At 53.3% G+C, this 21993-nt stretch carries 22 protein-coding genes and 1 other RNA gene; 11 read left to right on the forward strand and 12 right to left on the reverse strand.

Annotation, left to right across the window (positions count from 1 at the left end; genetic code table 11):
* The first annotated feature begins 43 nt into the window (after nucleotides 1-43).
* The 6 genes from acrA to P2W74_RS17150 all read left to right on the forward strand — a co-directional run bounded on the left by acrA (nucleotide 44) and on the right by P2W74_RS17150 (nucleotide 6851).
* Nucleotides 44-1237, forward strand: a complete 1194-nt coding sequence (acrA, locus tag P2W74_RS17125; RefSeq protein WP_276292556.1) for a multidrug efflux RND transporter periplasmic adaptor subunit AcrA — start codon at nucleotides 44-46, stop codon at nucleotides 1235-1237.
* A 22-nt stretch (nucleotides 1238-1259) separates the two neighbouring features.
* Complete coding sequence (gene acrB / locus P2W74_RS17130) at nucleotides 1260-4409, forward strand: efflux RND transporter permease AcrB (RefSeq protein WP_276292557.1); 3150 nt, start codon at nucleotides 1260-1262, stop codon at nucleotides 4407-4409.
* A gap of 501 nt (nucleotides 4410-4910) precedes the next feature.
* The gene (tomB, locus tag P2W74_RS17135) at nucleotides 4911-5285 is read left to right on the forward strand and encodes an Hha toxicity modulator TomB (RefSeq protein WP_012133514.1); all 375 of its coding nucleotides are present in this window, start codon (nucleotides 4911-4913) and stop codon (nucleotides 5283-5285) included.
* A 27-nt stretch (nucleotides 5286-5312) separates the two neighbouring features.
* Complete coding sequence (locus P2W74_RS17140) at nucleotides 5313-5531, forward strand: HHA domain-containing protein (protein ID WP_002892050.1); 219 nt, start codon at nucleotides 5313-5315, stop codon at nucleotides 5529-5531.
* Nucleotides 5532-5714: 183 nt separating this feature from the next.
* The gene (maa, locus tag P2W74_RS17145; protein ID WP_276292558.1) at nucleotides 5715-6266 is read left to right on the forward strand and encodes a maltose O-acetyltransferase; all 552 of its coding nucleotides are present in this window, start codon (nucleotides 5715-5717) and stop codon (nucleotides 6264-6266) included.
* Nucleotides 6267-6380: 114 nt separating this feature from the next.
* Nucleotides 6381-6851, forward strand: a complete 471-nt coding sequence (locus tag P2W74_RS17150) for a YlaC family protein (RefSeq protein WP_276292559.1) — start codon at nucleotides 6381-6383, stop codon at nucleotides 6849-6851.
* Between the two features lie 72 nt (nucleotides 6852-6923).
* Here the strand turns inward: P2W74_RS17150 and ykgO are convergent, their stop codons facing one another.
* Both ykgO and P2W74_RS17160 read right to left on the reverse strand, forming a co-directional pair.
* Nucleotides 6924-7064: a type B 50S ribosomal protein L36 gene (ykgO, locus tag P2W74_RS17155; RefSeq protein WP_192611404.1), complete on the reverse strand. Its 141-nt coding sequence runs from the start codon at nucleotides 7062-7064 to the stop codon at nucleotides 6924-6926.
* Nucleotide 7065: 1 nt separating this feature from the next.
* Nucleotides 7066-7326, reverse strand: coding sequence for a type B 50S ribosomal protein L31 (locus P2W74_RS17160; protein WP_203358647.1), 261 nt, complete (start codon nucleotides 7324-7326; stop codon nucleotides 7066-7068).
* 214 nt (nucleotides 7327-7540) lie between these two features.
* On the opposite strand from P2W74_RS17160, the gene P2W74_RS17165 reads away from it, so the two are divergent.
* Nucleotides 7541-9091, forward strand: a complete 1551-nt coding sequence (locus tag P2W74_RS17165) for an EAL domain-containing protein (RefSeq protein ID WP_276292560.1) — start codon at nucleotides 7541-7543, stop codon at nucleotides 9089-9091.
* A gap of 39 nt (nucleotides 9092-9130) precedes the next feature.
* On the opposite strand, the gene P2W74_RS17170 is transcribed toward P2W74_RS17165, so the two are convergent.
* Together P2W74_RS17170 and yczE are read right to left on the reverse strand one after the other, a co-directional pair.
* Nucleotides 9131-9484 (reverse strand): DUF1428 domain-containing protein, encoded by a 354-nt coding sequence (locus P2W74_RS17170; protein WP_192611401.1) that lies wholly within the window; start codon nucleotides 9482-9484, stop codon nucleotides 9131-9133.
* A gap of 65 nt (nucleotides 9485-9549) precedes the next feature.
* Nucleotides 9550-10179, reverse strand: a complete 630-nt coding sequence (gene yczE, locus P2W74_RS17175; protein ID WP_276292561.1) for a membrane protein YczE — start codon at nucleotides 10177-10179, stop codon at nucleotides 9550-9552.
* A gap of 85 nt (nucleotides 10180-10264) precedes the next feature.
* On the opposite strand from yczE, the gene yczR reads away from it, so the two are divergent.
* A complete protein-coding gene (gene yczR, locus P2W74_RS17180) occupies nucleotides 10265-11692 on the forward strand; it encodes a MocR-like transcription factor YczR (RefSeq protein ID WP_276292562.1) in 1428 nt (475 codons plus the stop codon).
* A 28-nt stretch (nucleotides 11693-11720) separates the two neighbouring features.
* Here the strand turns inward: yczR and ffs are convergent.
* Nucleotides 11721-11817, reverse strand: an RNA gene (gene ffs / locus P2W74_RS17185) — signal recognition particle sRNA small type.
* Nucleotides 11818-11901: 84 nt separating this feature from the next.
* Here ffs and P2W74_RS17190 point away from each other — a divergent pair.
* Entirely contained in the window at nucleotides 11902-12291 is a 390-nt protein-coding gene (locus P2W74_RS17190) for an MGMT family protein (protein ID WP_276295216.1), read from the forward strand.
* A gap of 32 nt (nucleotides 12292-12323) precedes the next feature.
* Here the strand turns inward: P2W74_RS17190 and P2W74_RS17195 are convergent, their stop codons facing one another.
* Nucleotides 12324-12845: a YbaY family lipoprotein gene (locus P2W74_RS17195; RefSeq protein ID WP_276292563.1), complete on the reverse strand. Its 522-nt coding sequence runs from the start codon at nucleotides 12843-12845 to the stop codon at nucleotides 12324-12326.
* Between the two features lie 211 nt (nucleotides 12846-13056).
* On the opposite strand from P2W74_RS17195, the gene tesB reads away from it, so the two are divergent.
* A complete protein-coding gene (tesB, locus tag P2W74_RS17200) occupies nucleotides 13057-13917 on the forward strand; it encodes an acyl-CoA thioesterase II (RefSeq protein ID WP_276292564.1) in 861 nt (286 codons plus the stop codon).
* A gap of 77 nt (nucleotides 13918-13994) precedes the next feature.
* Here tesB and amtB read toward each other — a convergent pair whose 3' ends face one another.
* The 5 genes from amtB to decR form a co-directional block, all read right to left on the reverse strand.
* Nucleotides 13995-15281 carry an ammonium transporter AmtB gene (gene amtB, locus P2W74_RS17205; protein WP_276292565.1) on the reverse strand — a complete coding sequence of 429 codons (1287 nt, stop codon included), beginning with the start codon at nucleotides 15279-15281 and terminating at the stop codon, nucleotides 13995-13997.
* Between the two features lie 32 nt (nucleotides 15282-15313).
* Entirely contained in the window at nucleotides 15314-15652 is a 339-nt protein-coding gene (gene glnK / locus P2W74_RS17210) for a P-II family nitrogen regulator (protein WP_192611395.1), read from the reverse strand.
* Between the two features lie 244 nt (nucleotides 15653-15896).
* Nucleotides 15897-17675, reverse strand: coding sequence for a SmdB family multidrug efflux ABC transporter permease/ATP-binding protein (locus tag P2W74_RS17215; protein WP_276292566.1), 1779 nt, complete (start codon nucleotides 17673-17675; stop codon nucleotides 15897-15899).
* Nucleotides 17668-19440, reverse strand: a complete 1773-nt coding sequence (locus tag P2W74_RS17220) for a SmdA family multidrug ABC transporter permease/ATP-binding protein (RefSeq protein WP_276292567.1) — start codon at nucleotides 19438-19440, stop codon at nucleotides 17668-17670. Before P2W74_RS17220 ends, P2W74_RS17215 begins: the two co-directional genes overlap by 8 nt.
* Nucleotides 19441-19484: 44 nt before the next feature.
* Nucleotides 19485-19943 (reverse strand): DNA-binding transcriptional regulator DecR, encoded by a 459-nt coding sequence (gene decR, locus P2W74_RS17225; protein WP_276292568.1) that lies wholly within the window; start codon nucleotides 19941-19943, stop codon nucleotides 19485-19487.
* A 115-nt stretch (nucleotides 19944-20058) separates the two neighbouring features.
* Between decR and P2W74_RS17230 the strand changes: the two genes are divergently transcribed.
* A complete protein-coding gene (locus P2W74_RS17230) occupies nucleotides 20059-21111 on the forward strand; it encodes a PLP-dependent cysteine synthase family protein (protein WP_276292569.1) in 1053 nt (350 codons plus the stop codon).
* A gap of 59 nt (nucleotides 21112-21170) precedes the next feature.
* Here the strand turns inward: P2W74_RS17230 and cof are convergent, their stop codons facing one another.
* A complete protein-coding gene (cof, locus tag P2W74_RS17235) occupies nucleotides 21171-21989 on the reverse strand; it encodes an HMP-PP phosphatase (protein WP_276292570.1) in 819 nt (272 codons plus the stop codon).
* Nucleotides 21990-21993: the final 4 nt, after the last annotated feature.

Genomic DNA, 21993 nt, shown 5'->3' on the forward strand with positions numbered 1-21993 from the left:
TAGACCATTGATCAATTTGAAATCGGACACTCGAGGTTTACATATGAACAAAAACAGAGGGTTAACGCCTCTGGCGGTCGTTCTGATGCTCTCAGGCAGCTTAGCGCTAACAGGATGTGACGACAAAGAGGCCCAAAAAGGGGGCCAGCAGAAGCCAGAAGTTGGAGTTGTGACGCTCAAAACTGAACCTCTGCAAATCACGACTGAACTCCCGGGTCGCACCAGCGCTTTCCGTATTGCGGAAGTTCGCCCTCAGGTAAGTGGCATTATCCTGAAGCGCAATTTCACGGAAGGCGGTGACGTCGAAGCGGGTGTGTCTCTCTATCAGATTGATCCTGCGACTTATCAGGCCGCTTACGAAAGTGCAAAAGGTGATTTAGCCAAAGCGCAGGCAGCGGCGAACATCGCACAGCTGACCGTTAAGCGTTACCAGAAACTGTTGGGTACCAAGTACATCAGTCAACAGGATTACGATACCGCGCAGGCGGATGCGCAACAGGCGAACGCTGCTGTTGTTGCCGCAAAAGCTGCCGTCGAAACCGCACGTATCAATCTGGCCTACACCAAAGTGACTTCGCCTATCAGCGGTCGCATTGGTAAATCGTCTGTCACGGAAGGTGCATTGGTACAAAATGGTCAAGCCACTGCGCTGGCCACCGTCCAACAACTCGATCCTATCTATGTTGATGTGACACAGTCGAGCAATGACTTCCTGCGTCTGAAGCAAGAGCTGGCAAATGGCACGCTGAAGCAAGAGAACGGAAAAGCCAAAGTCGATCTGGTCACCAACGACGGCATTAAATTCCCGCAGTCCGGTACGCTGGAGTTCTCTGACGTGACCGTTGACCAAACCACTGGGTCGATTACGCTGCGCGCCATCTTCCCGAACCCGGATCACACCTTGCTGCCAGGCATGTTCGTTCGCGCCCGTCTGGAAGAAGGGACGAATCCAACCGCACTTCTGGTTCCGCAGCAGGGTGTAACGCGTACCCCGCGTGGTGAAGCCAGTGCACTGGTTGTTGGGGCGGATGACAAAGTGGAAACCCGTCAGATCGTCGCCACTCAGGCGATCGGCGACAAGTGGTTGGTGACAGAAGGTCTTAAGTCGGGCGACCGCGTGATTGTAAGTGGGCTGCAAAAAGTGCGTCCTGGCGCGCAGGTAAAAGCACAAGAAGTGACGGCTGATAACGAACAGCCAGCCACGAGCGGAAGCCAGCCTGAACAGTCTAAGTCTTAACTTAAACAGGAGCCGTTAAGACATGCCTAATTTCTTTATCGATCGCCCTATATTTGCGTGGGTGATCGCCATCATCATCATGTTGGCAGGGGGACTCGCGATCCTCAAGCTGCCGGTAGCGCAGTATCCTACGATTGCGCCGCCAGCAGTATCGATATCCGCGACCTACCCTGGCGCGGATGCCAAAACAGTGCAGGATACTGTGACACAGGTTATCGAACAGAATATGAACGGTATCGATAACCTGATGTACATGTCCTCAAACAGTGACTCCACGGGTACCGTGCAGATCATCTTAACCTTCCAGTCTGGTACCGATGCGGATATCGCACAGGTTCAGGTGCAGAACAAACTGCAGCTGGCAATGCCGTTACTTCCTCAGGAAGTTCAGCAGCAAGGTGTTAGCGTTGAGAAATCATCCAGTAGCTTCCTGATGGTAGTGGGCGTCATCAACACTGACGGCACCATGACTCAGGAAGACATCTCGGACTACGTCGGCGCCAACATGAAAGACGCCATCAGCCGTACTTCCGGTGTGGGTGACGTTCAGCTGTTCGGTTCTCAGTACGCGATGCGTATCTGGATGGACCCGAACAAACTGAACGATTTCCAGCTGACGCCGGTTGATGTGATTACCGCGATCAAAGCGCAGAACGCCCAGGTTGCAGCCGGTCAGTTGGGTGGTACGCCGCCGGTGAAAGGCCAGCAACTTAACGCATCAATTATCGCGCAAACGCGTCTGACCTCCGCTGATGAGTTCAGCAAAATTCTGCTGAAAGTGAATCAGGACGGTTCTCAGGTTCGCCTGCGTGACGTCGCGAAAGTGGAGCTTGGCGGTGAGAACTACGACATTATTGCGAAGTTCAACGGCAAACCGGCTTCCGGTCTGGGGATCAAACTGGCGACCGGCGCAAACGCGCTGGATACCGCTGCGGCGATCCGTGCCGAACTGAAAAAGATGGAGCCGTTCTTCCCATCGGGTCTGAAGATTGTTTACCCGTATGACACCACCCCCTTCGTGAAGATCTCTATTCACGAAGTGGTGAAAACACTGGCGGAAGCTATCATCCTCGTGTTCCTGGTAATGTATCTGTTCCTGCAGAACTTCCGCGCGACGTTGATTCCGACCATTGCTGTTCCGGTGGTGCTGTTGGGTACCTTTGCCATCCTCGCGATATTCGGCTTCTCGATAAACACCCTGACGATGTTCGGGATGGTGCTCGCCATCGGCCTGTTGGTGGATGACGCCATCGTGGTGGTCGAGAACGTTGAACGTGTTATGGCGGAAGAAGGCCTGCCGCCGAAAGAAGCCACGCGTAAATCCATGAGCCAGATTCAGGGCGCACTGGTCGGTATCGCGATGGTGCTGTCTGCGGTATTTATTCCGATGGCCTTCTTTGGCGGCTCCACCGGTGCAATTTATCGTCAGTTCTCTATCACCATCGTTTCGGCAATGGCCTTGTCGGTACTGGTGGCCTTGATCCTGACGCCAGCCCTGTGCGCCACCATGCTCAAACCTATCGCCAAAGGCGATCACGGCGAAGGCAAGAAAGGCTTCTTCGGCTGGTTTAACCGCATGTTTGATAAGAGTACGCACCATTACACCGACAGCGTAGGCAACATTCTGCGCAGTACTGGTCGTTATCTGCTGCTCTATCTGCTCATTGTGGTCGGTATGGCATACCTGTTCGTTCGCCTGCCAAGCTCCTTCTTACCTGATGAAGATCAGGGCGTATTCATGACGATGGCCCAGCTACCGGCGGGTGCGACACAGGAGCGTACGCAGAAGGTGCTGGACGAAGTCTCGGACTACTATCTGACCAAAGAAAAAGACAACGTTGAATCGGTCTTTGCCGTTAACGGCTTCGGTTTTGCGGGTCGTGGTCAGAACACCGGTATCGCGTTCGTCTCTCTGAAAGACTGGAGTCAACGTCCGGGTAAAGAGAACAAGGTAGAGGCAATTACGGGTCGAGCCATGGGGGCGTTTTCGAAGATTAAAGACGCCATGGTATTTGCCTTTAACCTGCCTGCGATTGTTGAACTGGGTACAGCGACCGGCTTTGACTTCCAGCTGATTGACCAGGCGGGATTGGGTCACGAGAAACTGACCCAGGCGCGTAACCAACTGTTTGGCGAAGTGGCTAAGCATCCAGATTTGTTGGTTGGCGTACGTCCTAACGGTCTGGAAGATACCCCGCAATTCAAGATCGACATCGATCAGGAAAAAGCGCAGGCGCTTGGCGTTTCCATCAGTGACATTAATACAACGCTTGGCGCAGCATGGGGCGGAAGCTATGTAAACGACTTTATCGACCGTGGTCGTGTGAAGAAAGTTTACGTCATGTCTGAAGCCAAATACCGTATGTTGCCGGAAGATATTGGTAACTGGTATGTGCGTGGTAGCAATGGACAGATGGTGCCGTTCTCCGCCTTCTCCACTTCTCGTTGGGAATACGGTTCACCGCGTCTGGAACGCTATAACGGCCTGCCTTCAATGGAAATTCTCGGCCAGGCAGCAGAGGGCAAGAGTACCGGTGAAGCCATGGCGTTGATGGAACAGCTGGCCAGCAAACTGCCATCTGGTATTGGTTATGACTGGACGGGTATGTCTTATCAGGAACGCTTGTCAGGCAACCAGGCCCCTGCCCTGTATGCGATTTCACTGATCGTCGTGTTCTTGTGTCTGGCAGCGCTGTACGAGAGCTGGTCAATTCCGTTCTCCGTTATGCTGGTGGTTCCGCTGGGTGTTATCGGTGCATTGCTTGCCGCCACCTTCCGCGGCCTGACCAACGACGTTTACTTCCAGGTGGGCCTGCTAACAACCATTGGGTTGTCGGCGAAGAACGCGATACTGATCGTCGAATTCGCCAAAGACTTGATGGATAAAGAAGGCAAAGGTCTGATTGAGGCAACGCTGGACGCCGTTCGTATGCGTTTACGCCCAATTCTGATGACGTCTCTGGCGTTTATCCTGGGTGTTATGCCGTTGGTTATCAGCTCCGGCGCAGGCTCCGGCGCGCAGAACGCCGTCGGTACAGGCGTAATGGGCGGGATGGTTACTGCAACCGTGCTGGCAATCTTCTTCGTACCGGTCTTCTTTGTGGTGGTTCGCCGCCGCTTTAGCCGCAAGAATGAAGACCTTGAACATAGCCATTCGGTAGAGAATCACTAATTCATCGTCTTAACAAAGGCCGCGCAAGCGGCCTTTTTATTGGATAAAATTCATAAAAAGCGCTTATTGTCAGTTCATTTATTTTATCCAGGATAAATAAGGCATATAATCCACAGATCGCCAAAGGCTATTCCTGGCCTGTCTGGTAATTTCTTATTTTCTCATTAATTAAGAAATATTAAGACTATTCCTGGTACTTTCTACGTTGCGACAGGCAGTTACCGCAGGTTGTGACGACCAAAAGGGATAACTTGATGAATTACAAAAGTAATAAAGATTTTCCCTCATTCCGCGCCAGCGCATATGTCTGCTAAAACGCGTAAAATTGGCTACAGTGGCCTAATTCACCCTAATTGTAATTTTTCGTAATATGACGATGAAATCTTTTTTAGAGTGGATTATAGTTAAATCATCAGGAGAGAGGGTAAGTTCCAGGTCAGTTAGTTGTATCCATCCCGAAAGGTGTTCGGTTAGTTAAAGCCACTAAGAAGGGGATGCGTTATGGATGAATACTCACCCAAAAGACATGATATCGCACAGCTTAAGTTTCTCTGTGAAACCCTGTATCATGACTGTCTTGCAAACCTTGAAGAAAGCAACCATGGCTGGGTTAACGACCCAACATCGGCGATCAATCTTCAGCTTAATGAGCTGATAGAGCATATTGCAACCTTCGCACTTAATTATAAAATTAAGTACAATGAGGACAATAAGCTGATTGCGCAGATAGATGAATATCTGGACGATACGTTTATGTTGTTCAGCAGTTATGGCATTAATGCGCAGGATCTTCAGAAATGGCGAAAGTCGGGAAACCGCCTGTTTCGCTGTTTTGTGAACGCCACCAGGGCTAATCCTGTTAGTTTGTCTTGTTAAAAACTATTACAATCATAGGTAAGATTTATGTCCGATAAACCATTAACTAAAACTGATTATTTGATGCGCTTGCGACGCTGTCAGACTATTGACACGCTTGAACGTGTTATTGAGAAAAATAAATATGAATTATCTGACAATGAATTGGCTGTATTTTACTCAGCAGCAGACCACCGTCTCGCAGAATTGACGATGAATAAGCTTTACGACAAGATCCCCACCTCGGTCTGGAAATTTATTCGTTAATTGGTTATGCATTTTTCAGGGAAGATTTGCGTGCAGCCAGACCGGCTGATTTTCCGTATTTACTGTTAATTCTTACGTTTATTCACGTGAGCGGGATCACACCAGCTTAATGGGAACGTTCCCTTTCGACGTGTTGCGTTTTACTGTATTGCGACATTCAGGCAACCCACAGGAGAGCGCGAGATGAGTGAAGAAAAACAAAAGATGATTGCTGGCGAGATGTATCGCCCGGCAGACGAGACCTTACGCAGAGACAGCCTGCGGGCGCGTCAGTTAACCCATCGATACAATCACACCGCGCCTGATGAAAAGCATGAACGTCAGGCAATCCTGAATGAACTATTGGGGCGCGCAAATGGCGCCTGGATCGAACCCTCGTTTCGCTGCGACTACGGCTATAACATTTTTCTCGGGAAAGATTTCTACGCTAACTTCGACTGCGTGATGCTTGATGTCTGCCCCATTCATATCGGCGATAACTGCATGCTTGCGCCCGGCGTGCATATCTACACGGCCACACACCCTCTGGACGCGACTGAACGCAACAGCGGCAGGGAACTGGGGAAACCCGTCAGCATCGGAAATAACGTCTGGATCGGCGGACGCGCCGTGATCAACCCTAGCGTGACCATTGGCGATAATGTGGTTGTTGCGTCAGGCGCGGTGGTGACTAAAGACGTTCCGGCAAATGTGGTTGTTGGCGGTAATCCTGCTCGCGTCATCAAAACACTGTAAAGTGAAATGTAACTGTTATGCTAAATTGAGGTTAATCTGTTACTTTTTTCATCCGGCACACCCTTTTAAAATGGGCTGTTCCCCTGAATGTTGCTGATATCACGAAGGCAAAAGATGAAAGAAATACAACGCCTGCTTACCGAAACCATTGACGATCTCAACACGCGTGAAAAGCGCGATAACAGACCGCGTTTTAGCATTAGCTTCATTCGCAAACATCCTGGACTGTTTGTGGGCATGTATATCGCCTGGTTTGCCACGCTGGCCGTGATGCTCCAGTCCGAAACGCTGGTGGATTCCGTCTGGCTGCTGGTGGTCCTGTTTGTATTGTTAAACGGCTTTTTCTTTTTTGACGTCGCGCCACGCTACCGTTACGAAGATATCGACGTGCTGGATTTTAGAGTTTGTTATAACGGTGAGTGGTATAACACACGCTTTGTCCCTCCGACGCTTATCACCGCCATTCTTCATTCACCGCGTGTAGACAGCGATCATAAAGCGCAATTGCAAAAAATGATATCGCGTAAAGGTGAACTCTCCTTCTACGATATTTTTACGCTTACACGCGCTCAGGCAACCCCGTAGCCCTCCTGCTGCCAGAAAAAGTGCGCCCCTTCCCTGGTGCGCACCGGATTCCCTGAAATGTTGGCAAAACCGTTAACGTCTTTTTTTACGCCCCTGTACCGCTTTAAAACGCGGATTCGTTTTACAAATCACATACACGCGTCCTTTGCGTCTGACAACCTGGCAATCCGGATGCCGTTGCTTTGCACTGCGAAGTGAATTCACTACCTTCATCTTATCCCCGCTTTGTTCCAATAAAATGCCCAAAACGTTTCTGGAAACGCGCTGCGCTGCCCTCATTGTCGAACGTTTTCTGTTTTCCGGTGTAGTACGGATGTGATTTGGAAGAAACATCAATAGTGACATACGGGTATGTCACGCCCTCCAGTTCGATTTCCCGTTCGGTTCGGATGGTCGAACCGACTTTAAAATATGCATTCACGCTGGTGTCATGGAATACCACGGTGCGATAAACAGGATGAATTTCAGGTTTCATAGTCGCCCTCATATTTAATGTTATAACATAACAATACTCTGTCGGCAGCGGCAATTCAACCTTGCTAAATCAGGGGGAATTAAACCAAAATGACGCTTTCTCTGGCGATGGAAGACAAGTTATCCAAAAAAATCATAGAATAACGATATCAACGAAAGGAGATCTTTCGCGATCAGATATACTTTGCCTACGCTTCGTAAATAGAGGTAGCAACGTGACGACACGACATCTGGCCGGCCTGGTGACGGGTGTGCTTATTATATCTGTCCTTGTTCCTGTTGGATTAAGCCTTTGGCTGGCACATCGTCAGGTTGAACAGAAATTTATTGAAGAGCTGAATACCTATTCATCACGTGTCGCTTTACGTGCAGATAAAGTCGCCTCTCAGGGAAAACTCGCGCTAAAGCAGATGGAGCGCTTCGAGGGCGAGCCTTGCAGCAATGCGCATTTACTGGCGATGCGCCGGGTATCCTATAGCAACCGTTACATTCAGGAAGTCTTATATATTGAAAATAATGTTCCTGCCTGTTCATCGCTGGAGCAAAAAAGCCACGCCGCCGCACTGCCTGAACCCGGAAAAATCTTCCGCGGCGGCTACCGTGCATGGCTAACGGCACAGAATGATTTAGGGATAAAACGCTATATGGTTGCGTTGGGCACAGATCGCTACATCGTGATGATTGACCCTGCATCATTCATTGACGTGATCCCCTTTGGTTCCTCGCAAATTGATGCGGCCATTATTGGGGAAGCGCACAACATCGTGATCGCCAGCAGCGATCGCCTCAAACCCGAGATTATTCAGCAATTGCAGCAGGCCGCGAGCCCGCATATGGAAAATAACGGGACGCTCTATAATATCCAGCCTTTCCCAGAAATGCGTATTTCTATTGTGACCTGGTCTTCCGCGCTTTCGCTGCAAAAAAACTGGTATCGTCAGGCCTTTATTTGGCTCCCGGTAGGTCTGGCGATAGGTCTACTGAGCGCCGCGTTTATTCTGCGCATTCTGCGCCGTATACAATCGCCCCGCCATCGCCTGCAAGATGCCATTCAAAACCGCGACATAAAGGTCCACTACCAGCCGATTGTTTCATTAAGTAGCGGTAAAGTTGTCGGCGCCGAAGCGCTGGCTCGTTGGCAGCAAACCGATGGCAGCTACCTCTCGCCAGACATTTTTATCGCGTTGGCAGAAGAGACCGGACTGTCAGAATCGCTCAGCCATCTGATTATCGACACGGTATTTGAGGAGATGGGAAAATGGTTGCACCAACATCCAGGCCAGCATATTTCGATAAACCTGGAGCCCAGCGATCTGGCCTCGCAGACGCTGCCATCGCATTTGAGCAAGCTGCTAAATCGGCATCACGTTGCCCCATCGCAAATCGCACTGGAGCTGACAGAACGCGAATTTGCCGACCCGAAAACCTGCGCGCCGATCATTACCCAATACCGTAAAGCGGGACACGCAATCTATATCGACGATTTTGGTACTGGCTACTCCAGCCTCAGCTATTTGCAGAATCTGGAAGTGGATATCCTGAAGATCGACAAGTCGTTTGTCGATGCGCTGGAATATAAGAATGTCACGCCGCACATCATTGAAATGGCAAAAACCCTCAAACTGAAGATGGTAGCCGAAGGTATTGAGACTCCCCGTCAGGAGAGCTGGTTGCGTGAGCACGGCGTGCAGTACGGTCAGGGTTGGCTCTACAGTAAAGCCCTCCCCAAATCAGAGTTTATCCTGTGGGCTGAACAACATCTGTGATGTCGGGATGGCTGGCGGCACGCCGCACAGCCAGTCACATCAGTCATCCAGAATGGGAGAGAATCCACCGTAAATCATGCGCTTGCCATCAAACGGCATCGACTCGCCAAACTCTTTCATTCGTGGATCCGACATCATCTTTTGATTCGCCGCGTCGCGAACCTCTTTCGAGGGGTATTCAATCCAGCTAAAGACCACTTCCTCATGCTCCTCCGCTTTCACCGCCATCCGAAAATCGGTCAGTTTGCCGTCCGGAACGTCATCGGCCCAGCACTCAACCACGCGTAATGCCCCAAATTCCTTAAAGAGCGGGACAGCTTTTGCCGCCATTGCCACGTAGGCCTCCTTGTTTTCGGCAGGTACGGCAACCACAAAACCATCAACATACTTCATGAGATAAACCTCCGAAGTGTTACTGCACGGCAAGACAATTCTGGCCGTGTCAGTCGCAGTTAAGTTTAGTCGCCATCGCGGCACTGTGCCGTAGATGCATTGCGCGGCGGAATGCGCGCCGCTGGCGAATAACGAAACCAGGGCAGACAAATCTGGATCAACGGTCCAATCGCCAGCGCATACAGCACTGTTCCGACACCCAGTGCGCCCCCAAGGAGCCAGCCGCTCAACAAGACGGAAACCTCAATCGCAGTACGAATAGAGCGCACGGGCCACCCGGTGCGTGCATGAATCCCTGTCATCAGGCCGTCACGCGGACCGGCACCAAAGCCTGCGCCAATATACATACCGGTTGCCAGCGCATTGACGATCACCGCAGAGACTAACAAAACAGTGCGCACAAGCAGAGATTCAAATCCCGGCAGGATCGCCAGAGCGGCATCTGCCGCCAGGCCTATCACAATAACGTTACTCAGTGTTCCAAGCCCTGGACGTTGGCGCAAGGGTATCCACAACAGCAAGACCAGAACGCCAACGCCAATCATCACAATGCCGATGTTCATCGACAGCAGATTCGCCACACCGAGATGAAAGACATTCCAGGGGTCGGCGCCTAAATCCGCGCGCACAAACATAGCCGTCGAGACACCGTAAAGCGCCAGCCCCAGATACAATTGAACCAATCGACGCAGCATAATTTCCCCCTCCTCGCCAGATAACGTTCATCTTCTCCGCAATTGGCACTATGATTAATGTCCAGTTTTCAGAAAGTGGACTGTTATGTCATCTCGCCGTCATGGAAGCCAATCTCTGCAGCGCTTGCTCGGACACTGGCAGGAAACCGCTTCACGTATCCCTCTCTGGCGTCAGCTTGCGAGTGCGCTGCGTCTGCTCATTCTGGATGGTCGTCTGGCGCTTGATAGCCGTCTTCCCGGTGAGCGCGAACTGGCCGCCGTGCTGAACGTGAGCCGAACCACCATTGCCAGCGCGCTGGCGCAACTGCGTGAAGAAGGTTATCTGGAAAGCCGCCAGGGGAGTGGCTCGCGAGTCATCCTGCCAGAACATATCCACCGGGTTCCCACCCGCACCAGCACCAGCATGGCGCTGGATCTTTCCACCGCCGCGCTGAGTGCCGGCCCCGAAATTCATCAGGCCTACCACCAGGCGCTGTGTGCCATGCCCCAGCATCTGCTGAGTTCGGGCTATTTACCGCAGGGATTATTGTCGCTACGCGAAACCATTGCCGGGCACTACTGCGAACGAGGGTTGCCCACCCACCCGGATGAAATAATGGTCGTCAATGGTGCGGTGAGTGGTCTGGCGTTAATTTTGCGTCTGCTGACAGGGCCAGGCGATCGTGTCGTTGTGGATCACCCCACCTACCCGCTCGCCATCGCTGCCATTCAGGGCGCGTCGTGTCGTCCGGTGGGCGTCTCTTTACCTGAGCAAGGCTGGGACACCGCCGGTCTGGTCGCCACTATCGCGCAGACTTCGCCAAGAATGGCTTATCTGATGCCGGATTTTCATAACCCAACCGGGCGCTGTATGGATGACGCGACACGTCAGACAGTGGCGGATATTGCCGCCAAAACGCGCACCACCCTGGTGGTGGATGAAACGATGGTGAATCTTTGGTTTGATGCCCCGCCGCCGCCGCCGCTCCCCTGCTACAACGCCGATGCGCCCATTATTATGCTGGGATCAGCAGGTAAGAGTTTCTGGGGAGGACTGCGTCTGGGCTGGGTTCGCGCATCGTCACGCACCATTGCCGCGCTGGTGCAAACCCGTGATACGTTCGACCTGGGTTCACCCGTGCTGGAACAACTGGCGACCGCCTGGCTGATTGAAAACGCCGGAACCTTCCTTCCTGAACGGCGGCAACAACTGGCCAGGCGGCGCGCGTTATGCGGTGAACTGATGCGTACTCACTTTCCGGAATGGACGTTTTCTCAGCCTGCAGGAGGACTCTCTTTTTGGGTGGAATTGCCTGATACCTTAGCCACTCAGTTCGCCACGCATGCCGAAAGCGCAGGTATTCAGCTCGGCACGGGCACCCGCTTTGGTCTGGCCGGTGCTTTCGATCGCTTCTTGCGGATGCCGTTTACCCACCCGGACGACACATTACGCGCGGCATTTAGCACGTTACAGCCCCTGTGGGACGGATTGCGTTTTCAAACTGGTGTGGGAAAAATGCGTAAGATTATTTGACCTGCCGGACGGCAGAATTGGGTGGGGGCCCTGCCAGCTACATCCCGGCACACACGTCGTCTGCTCTGGCTGCTTCCTTCCGGATCTGACCTGGTAAACAGAGTAGCGTTGCGGGAGAACCAACAGAGCCCCCATTGAGAGCGTTGTTAACCAACGCGCAGGCGCATTATCACTGCTGTCCCCTGTAAATGCAACCTATCCTTCATCGGATGCTGTTTTCTTGTGCAATGTGGCTTCACTCCGCCTCTATTGAGGATTATGCTGAAGGATTAGCGCAGGAATATACCATGGATATACAAGACTCTTTCCCCCAACGCGTCTGGCAAATTGTCGCCTCTATTCCCGAAGGATTTGTGACCACTTACGGTGATGTCGCACGGCTCGCGGGTTCACCCCGTGCCGCTCGCCAGGTCGGCGGCGTGTTAAAACGCTTGCCGGAAGGCAGCACCCTCCCCTGGCACCGAGTCGTCAATCGCCACGGCGCAATCTCGTTGACAGGTCCTGACCTTCAGCGTCAACGCCAGGCTTTATTGTCGGAAGGGGTGATGGTTTCAGGGAGCGGGCAGATCGATTTACAACGATACCGCTGGGTGTATTAACCCTCTCCGTGTCAAAGAGGGTTTATTTCAGATCAGTAATCTGTAGGTGGCGTTGCTATCGCCCCACTGCCAGCCTGCACCGGCACTGCCGTTTGCTGGACCGGTACCAACGTCAGATCGGCCTTTGTCCCCCCCCGATTAATCACTTCCTGGACGGTATCGGTAATGAATACCAGTTTGTCATTAACGGTGATCGCTGCACTCAGCAGGATCCGGGCGTTTGGCTGTACATCTGCCGGGTTGAACGGGAGAACGAAGCTAAACGGCGCCTGTTTGCCTTCAGTACGGACCGCCTGCTGCGACAACACTTTTGACGGCGCATCGGCCAGTGAGGCATCCGACAGTGTCACGGTTAATACGGCATCCGGTGGCAAGGCCACTTTCTGACGGATCCAGACGGTACCTGAAACCGAGGGTTGCTGAATTGCAGGCTGTGTAGCCACACCTGAAGTGCCCGGGTTCGGCGCGGGTGTCTGAACATCTGCGCTTTTGCCTGCGCAGGCCGCCAGAGCAACCGCCATCGCTAACCCGCTTACCATGTGCACAAGTTTCATTAAATTCTCCTTCTCACCAGTGCTCCAGCAAGTTTTTTACTCGCCAGAGTACGGTTAACAAACACATAACGTGATTAAGTTTGGCACAAACTACCTATTTTTTCCTGAAATAAGTCAGTTATTCAGACTATTGCACCCATCGGACCACTTTTAAAATTGCGTTATACTGTGGCTATCTCGCTGCGGCGCCGTCATTACCTGGAGAGTAAGTATGAGTCAGGCACTGAAAAATCTGCTGACATTGTTAAATCTGGAAAAAATTGAAGAAGGACTCTTTCGGGGACAAAGTGAAGACCTGGGGTTACGACAGGTTTTTGGTGGACAGGTTGTCGGCCAGGCGCTGTGTGCCGCCAAGGAGACCGTCTCCGAAGAACGCCATGTCCACTCTTTCCACAGCTATTTTTTACGTCCGGGCGATAGTCAAAAACCGATTATTTACGATGTAGAAGTGCTGCGTGATGGCAACAGTTTTAGCGCCCGCCGGGTGGCCGCGATTCAAAATGGGAAGCCCATCTTTTACATGACCGCCTCTTTCCAGGGCCAGGAAGAGGGATTTGAGCACCAGAAAAAAATGCCCGCCGCACCTGGGCCTGAATCCTTGAAATCGGAAACCGAAATTGCCCGCTCGGTGGCGCATTTGCTGCCGCCGATGTTAAAAGAGAAATTTCTCTGCGATCGTCCCTTAGAGATTCGCCCGGTCGAATTTCATAATCCGCTAAAAGGCCATGTTTCGGAGCCAACACGTCAGGTCTGGATCCGCGCAAACGGCACGATGCCGGACAGCCTCCGCGCGCATCAGTATTTGCTGGGCTATGCCTCCGATCTTAATTTCCTGCCCGTGGCGTTGCAGCCTTACGGTATTGGTTTTCTCGAAAAAGGGATCCAGATTGCCACCATCGATCATTCCATGTGGTTCCATCGTCCTTTCAATATGAATGAATGGCTGCTGTACAGCGTAGAGAGCACCTCTGCCTCCAGCGCCCGCGGCTTTGTGCGCGGTGAGTTTTACACGCAGGACGGCGTGTTGGTTGCGTCTACCGTGCAGGAAGGGGTCATGCGTAATCACAATTGAAAAAAGCCGGATGGCGCTGACGCTTATCCGGCTTTTTGTAGGCCCGGTATGGCGACAGCGCCACCGGGCAATCTGCGTTACGCGTTATAGGCATTCTCGCCGTGGCTGTTCACATCCAGTCCTTCGCGCTCTTGTTCTTCCGGTACGCGCAGCCCCACGGTTAAATCCGCCAGTTTGTAACCGATAAACGCGACCACGCCGGACCAGAGGATTGTAATGCCGATACTTTCTAACTGCACCAGCACCTGATGTCCCATCGTGACGCCTTCGGCAAAGCCCACGCCGCCGAGCGAGCGAGAGGCGAAGACCCCGGTCAGGATACACCCAACGATGCCGCATACGCCGTGAACGCCGAACACATCGCAAGGATCATCAACGCGCAGCAGCCGTTTAAGCATTGTCACGCCCCATAATCCTGCCAGCCCCGCCACAACGCCAATAATTAACGCGCCGCCGACCCCGATGTAGCCACAGGCAGGCGTAACCCCAACCAGACCGGCAATGGCGCCAGAACAGGCCCCCAGCAGAGACGGTTTACCGCGTAGCGCCCATTCGCCAAATATCCATCCGAGGATCGCCGCCGCCGTTGCAACCACGGTGTTGACGAAAGCCAGCGCCGCGATCTCGTTCGCCGCACTGGCGGAACCGGCGTTAAAACCGAACCAGCCAACATACAGGATCGCCGTACCGGTAAAGACCATCGGCAGGTTATGTGGTTTAAACGCCTCTTTGCCAAAACCGACGCGCTTGCCAATCAGATAAGCCCCAACCAGACCGGCAATCGCCGCGTTAATATGCACCACGGTACCGCCCGCGAAATCCAGCGCGCCATGCGATGCCAGCAAACCGCCGCCCCACACCATGTGCGCAATAGGAATGTAGGAAAGCGTCAGCCAGACCACCACGAAAATCAGCACCGCTGAAAAACGAATCCGCTCAGCCAATGCCCCCACGATCAGCCCAACGGTGATACAGGCGAACGAGCCCTGAAACGCAACGTGAATATACTGATAGAAACTGCCCATCACCGCCGTCAGTTCAATATTCTTCAGCATCGTCCAGTGGAAGTTACCGAAGAAATTGTTACCTTCACCAAAGGCCAGCGAATAGCCGTAAACAACCCATAAAATACAGACCAGCGCGAACGTCACGGTGACCTGGGTGAGCATTGACAGCACGTTCTTTCCACGAATCAAACCGCCGTAGAACAGGGCAATGCCGGGGATCGTCATGAACAGCACCAGCGCGGTACAAATCATCATAAAGGCATTATCGGCTTTGTCGGCGACCGCAGGAGCCGCCATCGCCAGACCTGGCAGCAGCGCCAGTGAAGCCAGGCCCGTTTTCATCGTTGCTATCTTCATTTTTTCGTTCCTATCACTGTGTAGCCTGAAAGTTACAGTGCCGCTTCGTCGGCTTCACCGGTACGAATACGAATAACGCGTTGCAACTCAGCGACGAAAATTTTGCCGTCGCCAATTTTTCCGGTCCATGCCGACTTGCTGATGATATCGATCACCTCCTCAAGCTGATCGTCAGCGATGGCCACATCAATTTTTACCTTTGGTAGAAAGTTGACGCTGTATTCCGCGCCGCGGTACAGCTCGGCATGCCCTTTCTGACGCCCGAAACCTTTCACTTCGGTGACCGTCAACCCCTGAATGCCTATGGAAGACAACGCTTCACGAACGTCTTCCAGTTTGAACGGTTTGATTACCACGGTAACCAGTTTCATAGATCCCCTCCTGTCAGAAATGGGTAATAACTGCAGCGACACGAGAGAACTATTGCAAGGGGTGTGCCACATTGAGAAATGCGCCAATCCGGCACGCAATTGCACAAAAAACAGGCAACAAAACAGGAGGAGAGAAATGTGAAGTGCGTCGGAAGCGAAGCGGGAAACGAAAAACGCACCATGCCAGTGCATGATGCGTTTCATTTTTGCACCGCCCGCGGGAGTGGCGGGCAACGCTGGTGCATCAGGCGGTAAGCGATTCCTCGCGCGCGCTGGCGGCCAGCTCTTCCCCGGCTAACTGTAATTGATACATTTGCCAGTAACGCCCCTGCGCTGCCAGCAATTGTTGATGGGTGCCACGTTCAACCGCCTGACCGCGATGCAGCACCAGAATGGTGTCAGCCTCGACGATCGTCGACAACCGGTGCGCAATCACCACCAGCGTGGTGTGCTCACGAACGGCCGCCAGCGCCTGCTGAATCGCTTGTTCGGTCCCCGAGTCGATGCTGGCCGTCGCTTCATCCAGGATCAGCACCTGCGGCGTCTCAACCAGCACGCGCGCCAGCGCCAGGAGTTGCTTTTGCCCCACCGACAAGGTGTTTCCCTGCTCGCCCAGACGCGTATGGATACCGTCGCTCAGGCCGCGCGCCAGTTCCGCCAGTTGGACGGTTTCCAGCGCCTGCCAGACGCGCGCTTCCGAGATATCGCGGCCCAGCGTGACGTTTGCCAGGAAAGTATCTGCCATCACCACCGGATCCTGCTGCACCATCGCCACGCCCTGACGCAGAACGCTGTGACCCAACGTAGAGAGGGGCCGCCCGTCCAGGCGAATCTCGCCCTGAGTCAGCGGATAGTAGCCCATCAACAGGCTGGCGAGCGTACTCTTACCGCTCCCGGTATGCCCGACCAATGCCACAAAACCGCGGGAAGGCACTGACAGGCTGACATCCTGCAGCACCAGATTATTGTCACGGTAGGAGAAAGAAACATGATCCACGTCGATTCGCCCGCTTCGCAGCGGTCTGTTATCTTCACCATAACGTTGGCGAGGGCCATCCATCAGTTCAAAAACGCGCTCACCTGCCACAACCGCCTGCTGCAACATGGATTGTTGCGTCGTCAGTTCAATCAACGGCTCGTTCAGCCGCCCGAGGTAGCTGATAAACGCATATAACACCCCGACTTCGATGGTTCCCGCCGAGGTGAAGCTGAACAACATCAGCAGCCCACACAGAATCAGCGCCGAGAAAAGACTCAGCAACGGGCGCAGTAAAAAACCATCCAGCCTCAGAGTCTGCATTCGCGCCATGTAGTGCGAACGGCTGGCTTCTCCCATGCGTTCCCCGAAGCGCGCCTGTTGGCGAAACTGCTGAATGACGCTCATGCCGTTGATAACTTCATTGAAACCGTCATTGATATCCGCCAGATACGCTCTCACACGGCGTACGATCGGCGTGCTGTAACGCTGGTAAATCACCATCACCACCAGCACGGCAGGGAAAATCGCCATCGCCACCAACGCCATGCGCCAGTCCAGGCTGAACATCGCCACTAACATCGCGCCAATCAACGCGGCGCTGCGCAACACCGTCGCCACCACCGTAACGTAAAGGTCGCGGATCACTTCGGTATCATTGGTCACCCGGGAGATCAACTGCCCGACAGGCTGGGTATCAAACTCGCTCAACGGCTGACGGAGCGCAGCATCCATCACGTCGGTCCGCAGTTGTTGTACGACGCCAACGGCGGCCTGATTAAACAACAGCGACTGCGCATAATGCAGCCCGGCCGCCAGCAGCTGTAAGCCAATGTAGGCCGCGATCAACCCCGCCACCATTGCCAACGGCAGATTGTTTTTCGCCACCAGATGGTCAATGAAATAGCTGATAAGCAGCGGTCCACTCACTTCCGCCACCGCGGCGACCCAGAGCATGACTACCGCAATGGAAAGCGGTTTTCGCCACGGAGAACCGTACGCCAGCAGCCTTTTCAACGTTGGCCATAACTGTCCAAAACTACGCATTCGCCGCCTCCTCTGGCATTTCAGGAGCGTCAGTCAGCGCGGCCTCTAACTGCTGATAGCGGTACATGTCGCGATACCAGCCGGATTGCAGGACCAAATCGTCATGCTCGCCTCGCTGAGCAATGTGCCCATGCTGCATCACGATAATTTCGCTGGCTTCCGTCAAGGCTGACAAGCGGTGCGCGCTAATGATCACCGTACGCCCTTCTCCCCACTGGCGCAGGTTATGTAAAATCTGATGTTCCGTACGGCCATCCACGGCCGACAGGGCGTCATCCAGAATCAGGATCTCCGCATTGAGCAACAACGCACGGGCAATGGAAATACGCTGTTTTTGCCCGCCGGAAAGCATGACCCCGCGTTCGCCGACCTCGGTGTCGTAACCCTGTGGCAGACGTAAAATATCCTCATGAACGCTGGCTAAACGTGCAACATGTTCAATTTCGTCCTGCGTCGCGTTTGGGCGCCCCAGCGCAATGTTGTTGGCGACCGTATCTGAAAACAGAAACGGTGTCTGGCTGACGACAGCCAGTCGGCTACGCCAGCTATCCAGTTGTAAATGCGTTAGCGGAATACCGTGAAAACGAATATCGCCTTGCGTGACGTCAAAATGACGCTGGATCAACGAAAGTACCGTGCTTTTCCCGGCACCGGTAGGTCCACAAATCCCCAGCATTTGGCCGGGCTTGAGGTGAAAATGGACCTCACCCAGCGCAGAATGCGCCGCCTGCGGATAACGAAACTCGCTAATCGCCGCCGTCAGTTCACCGCGCCCTTCCGGTACGGGCTCTGCGCCGTCATTCACCACCGGTGCTTCTGCCAGCATGGCGCGAATTCGACTGTAGGCGGCGCTGCCTCGCTCAACGATATTAAACATCCACGCCAGCGCCAGCATCGGCCAGATCATCAGGCCGAGGTACATCATGAAGCTGGTCAGTTGTCCGAGCGTTAATGCGCCATGGACTACCATCCAACTGCCACCGCCAATCGCCAGCAGATTTGCCATACCAATGGCAATATAAATCGTCGGATCAAATCGGGCGTCGATACGGGCGACCCGCAGGTTTTTCTTGCCGGTATCCGCCGCGTCGGCCGCAAAAAGCGCCGACTGTCGGTCCTCCAGACCAAACGCTTTGATCATCCGAATGCTGGTCAGGCTCTCCTGGGTCCGATTGTTAAGGCTGGAAAATGCCGCCTGCGCAAGTTTGAAACGCTCGTGTAGCCGATCGCCGTAGCGCTTAATCATGAGCGCCATAATTGGCATCGGTAACAAGGCAAACAGCGTCAGCTGCCAACTGATTTGCGTGGACATCACAATCAATACGGCACAGCCCATGACCAATGAGTCCACCAGCGTTAACACCCCTTCCCCGGCGGCAAACACCACGCGGTCCACGTCATTGGTGGCGCGCGCCATTAAATCCCCGGTGCGATGTCGTAGATAAAATTCAGGATGCTGACGACTGAGTTGACGGTAATAATCTTCACGCAACTCCACGGCCAGTTGATAAGACGCCCCAAACAGCAGAACGCGCCAGACGTAACGTAATAGATAGACCACGGCGGCAATCAGCGCGATGGTTCCCACCCACATCAACACCTGCTGAGGGGTAAAGCGTTGTGCGCTTACGCCATCCACAACAATGCCGACCACCTTGGGCGGGATCAGTTGCAGGATAGCAATGATGATAAGCAGGGCAACAGCACCGAGATAGCGACGCCACTCCCGGCGAAAGTACCAGCTTAATTGAACAAATAATCGCACGTATTCTGTCCTGACATGATTTCCGGCAATCAGCGCCGGGAGAATTATTCAATGGGTAGAGCGGTAGTGTATTTAATCTGTTCCATCGCAAAGCTGGATGTGACATCTGACAGTCCGGGAACACTGTTCACCAGGCGTTTGTAGAAGTCGTCATAGCGTTTCATATCCGCCACCTGGACCCGCATCAGATAGTCGTATTCACCCGCCATGCGCCAAAAACCCAGAACTTCCGGCATCCCGGTGACTTCGGTCACGAATCGACAGTACCATTCGCTGCTGTGATGCTGCGTTTTTATCAGCACAAAGGCCGTTAAGCCCAGCCCCAATTTTTCGGGGTCCAGCAACGCGACTTTTCCTATCAGAACGCCGTCATCTTCCAGGCGTTTTAGTCGTTTCCAGCAGGGTGTGGTGGTCAGATTAACGGCATCGGCCAGAGCCTGCAAAGAGAGGGTACAGTCCTGCTGCAGCAAGGCGAGCAGCTTACGGTCAATTTTATCTAACATGCCCACCTCACAGAGAAGAATTTTCTCTCTACATTCTATTTTAAAGGTTAAATGGCAACAATTTTTTCCGTGCTTTTCGCTAATCTGGGCACAAAATGACAAATGGAAAACACCGATGAATAACGCCTGGGTTAAAAACGCCATCAATGAAATTAACGCTGACTACCAGCGTTCAGCAGATACGCATCTCATCCGGCTGTCGCTGCCTGCGTTTCCGGGGATTCAGCTCTATCTGAAAGATGAAAGTACGCACCCCACCGGCAGTCTGAAACATCGGCTGGCGCGTTCACTGTTCCTGTACGGACTGTGCAACGGCTGGATCAAAGAAGGCACCCCAATCATTGAATCATCATCGGGTTCAACAGCGGTTTCCGAGGCTTATTTCGCTCGCCTTCTGGGCCTGCCCTTTATCGCCGTCATGCCTTCCTGTACGGCAAAACGCAAAGTCGAACAAATAGAGTTTTACGGCGGTCGCTGCCATTTTGTACAAAGCGCCTGCGAGATTTACGCCGCCTCAGAGCAACTGGCGCGTGAACTGAACGGTCACTATATGGATCAGTTCACCTATGCTGAACGCGCTACCGACTGGCGCGGGAATAACAACATTGCCGACAGTATTTTTCGCCAGATGCAGTGCGAGCCAAACCCGGTACCCAGACACATTGTCATGAGCGCAGGCACTGGCGGGACCTCTGCCACCATTGGCCGCTACATTCGCTGCCAGGGCTACGACACCCGTCTGATGGTCGTTGACCCGGAAAACTCGGTCTTTTTACCCTACTGGCAGGAACGTGATGCCACATTGCGCAGTGCGGTCGGCAGCAAAATCGAAGGTATCGGCCGTCCACGTGTGGAGCCGTCTTTCATTCCGGATGTGGTGGATGAGATGTTGCGCGTGCCGGATGCTGCCAGCATCGCGACCGCGCACTGGCTGGAAACGCAGTTGGGTCGGAAAGTGGGCGCCTCAACCGGCACCAATATGTGGGGAACGCTGCAACTCGCGGCCCGTATGCGCGAAGCCGGAGAAACAGGTTCTCTCGTTACATTGCTGTGTGACAGCGGCGAACGTTATCTCGACACATACTACAATCCGGCCTGGGTCAGCGCGCAGATCGGCGATTTAACGCCGTGGCAGGCTGAACTTGCCCGGATGCTGAACGTCCGCTAAAGCAGTATAAAAAAAGCCAGACAATGACTGTTCATGTCTGGCTTGCTGGAAGGGATCTCTCATTCGGGGGAATAAGGTAGATGTGGATTATCCAGCCAATGCGTTAAATAGTGAGAGACGGCCTGATTACGACAATGCCCAATCACTGATAAATGAGGCAGCTCGGCAATCAGTTGCGGCATGGCGTTACCCATGATCAAACCGCGTCCGACGCTCCCCAGCATTTCACGATCGTTCATGGCATCGCCAAACGCCATACACTCAGCCATTGTAAAACCCAGATGATTGCTCAGTACCTTCAGGGCGGCACCTTTATTGCAGCCTAACGGCAAAACTTCCAGGCAATCGACTGCGGAAAAACAGAGGTTTGCCCGCTCGCCCAGCGCGTCGTTCAATTGAATACCAAGCCGGATCAGATCATCGTGATCGCCACAGAAACAGATCTTCGTCACCTGGTGGGCCGGGAGCCGTTTGACATCCACGACCTGATAATGAAATCCGCTATAGACGTGCGCGTGCAACATCGCCGGAATTTCCTGCCCGGTGAACCAGCCGTTGTCATTGAAAACATGCATGCTGGCCTGCGTGTCCCACGCCTGCTGCAGCACAATATCCGCGATGGCCGGATCAAGATCCTGACGATGCAACACCTCGCCCTCCAGTGAATGCACTCGCGTACCGTTACCGGTGATCAGAAAGGCTTCCAGCGAAAACGCGCCCAAAATATGCTGCATCTCCAGCACATGTCGACCCGTCGCAAATGTCAGGGTAATGTTGCGTTCGCGCAACCGCGCCAGCGTTGAAAGGGTTTCATCGCCCAGATGGTGGTTTGGCATCAGTAGCGTGCCATCCATATCAAATGCTGCCAGACGAGCCATCTCT

The organism is Citrobacter enshiensis, from assembly GCF_029338175.1.
Taxonomy (GTDB): Bacteria; Pseudomonadota; Gammaproteobacteria; order Enterobacterales; family Enterobacteriaceae; genus Citrobacter_D; species Citrobacter_D enshiensis.

Excerpts from the sequence above, each read along its gene's own strand:
- yczE (WP_276292561.1), bottom strand. The coding sequence starts at position 10,179 with ATGCTGCGTCGATTGGTTCAATTGTATCTGGGGCTGGCGCTTTACGGT.
- cof (WP_276292570.1), bottom strand. The coding sequence starts at position 21,989 with ATGGCTCGTCTGGCAGCATTTGATATGGATGGCACGCTACTGATGCCA.
- decR (WP_276292568.1), bottom strand. The coding sequence starts at position 19,943 with ATGTTAGATAAAATTGACCGTAAGCTGCTCGCCTTGCTGCAGCAGGAC.
- ykgO (WP_192611404.1), bottom strand. The coding sequence starts at position 7,064 with ATGAAGGTAGTGAATTCACTTCGCAGTGCAAAGCAACGGCATCCGGAT.
- P2W74_RS17230 (WP_276292569.1), top strand. The coding sequence starts at position 20,059 with ATGAATAACGCCTGGGTTAAAAACGCCATCAATGAAATTAACGCTGAC.
- maa (WP_276292558.1), top strand. The coding sequence starts at position 5,715 with ATGAGTGAAGAAAAACAAAAGATGATTGCTGGCGAGATGTATCGCCCG.
- P2W74_RS17160 (WP_203358647.1), bottom strand. The coding sequence starts at position 7,326 with ATGAAACCTGAAATTCATCCTGTTTATCGCACCGTGGTATTCCATGAC.
- amtB (WP_276292565.1), bottom strand. The coding sequence starts at position 15,281 with ATGAAGATAGCAACGATGAAAACGGGCCTGGCTTCACTGGCGCTGCTG.
- acrA (WP_276292556.1), top strand. The coding sequence starts at position 44 with ATGAACAAAAACAGAGGGTTAACGCCTCTGGCGGTCGTTCTGATGCTC.
- tomB (WP_012133514.1), top strand. The coding sequence starts at position 4,911 with ATGGATGAATACTCACCCAAAAGACATGATATCGCACAGCTTAAGTTT.
- P2W74_RS17170 (WP_192611401.1), bottom strand. The coding sequence starts at position 9,484 with ATGAAGTATGTTGATGGTTTTGTGGTTGCCGTACCTGCCGAAAACAAG.
- yczR (WP_276292562.1), top strand. The coding sequence starts at position 10,265 with ATGTCATCTCGCCGTCATGGAAGCCAATCTCTGCAGCGCTTGCTCGGA.
- P2W74_RS17150 (WP_276292559.1), top strand. The coding sequence starts at position 6,381 with ATGAAAGAAATACAACGCCTGCTTACCGAAACCATTGACGATCTCAAC.
- glnK (WP_192611395.1), bottom strand. The coding sequence starts at position 15,652 with ATGAAACTGGTTACCGTGGTAATCAAACCGTTCAAACTGGAAGACGTT.
- acrB (WP_276292557.1), top strand. The coding sequence starts at position 1,260 with ATGCCTAATTTCTTTATCGATCGCCCTATATTTGCGTGGGTGATCGCC.
- P2W74_RS17140 (WP_002892050.1), top strand. The coding sequence starts at position 5,313 with ATGTCCGATAAACCATTAACTAAAACTGATTATTTGATGCGCTTGCGA.
- P2W74_RS17215 (WP_276292566.1), bottom strand. The coding sequence starts at position 17,675 with ATGCGTAGTTTTGGACAGTTATGGCCAACGTTGAAAAGGCTGCTGGCG.
- P2W74_RS17195 (WP_276292563.1), bottom strand. The coding sequence starts at position 12,845 with ATGAAACTTGTGCACATGGTAAGCGGGTTAGCGATGGCGGTTGCTCTG.
- P2W74_RS17190 (WP_276295216.1), top strand. The coding sequence starts at position 11,902 with ATGCTGTTTTCTTGTGCAATGTGGCTTCACTCCGCCTCTATTGAGGAT.
- tesB (WP_276292564.1), top strand. The coding sequence starts at position 13,057 with ATGAGTCAGGCACTGAAAAATCTGCTGACATTGTTAAATCTGGAAAAA.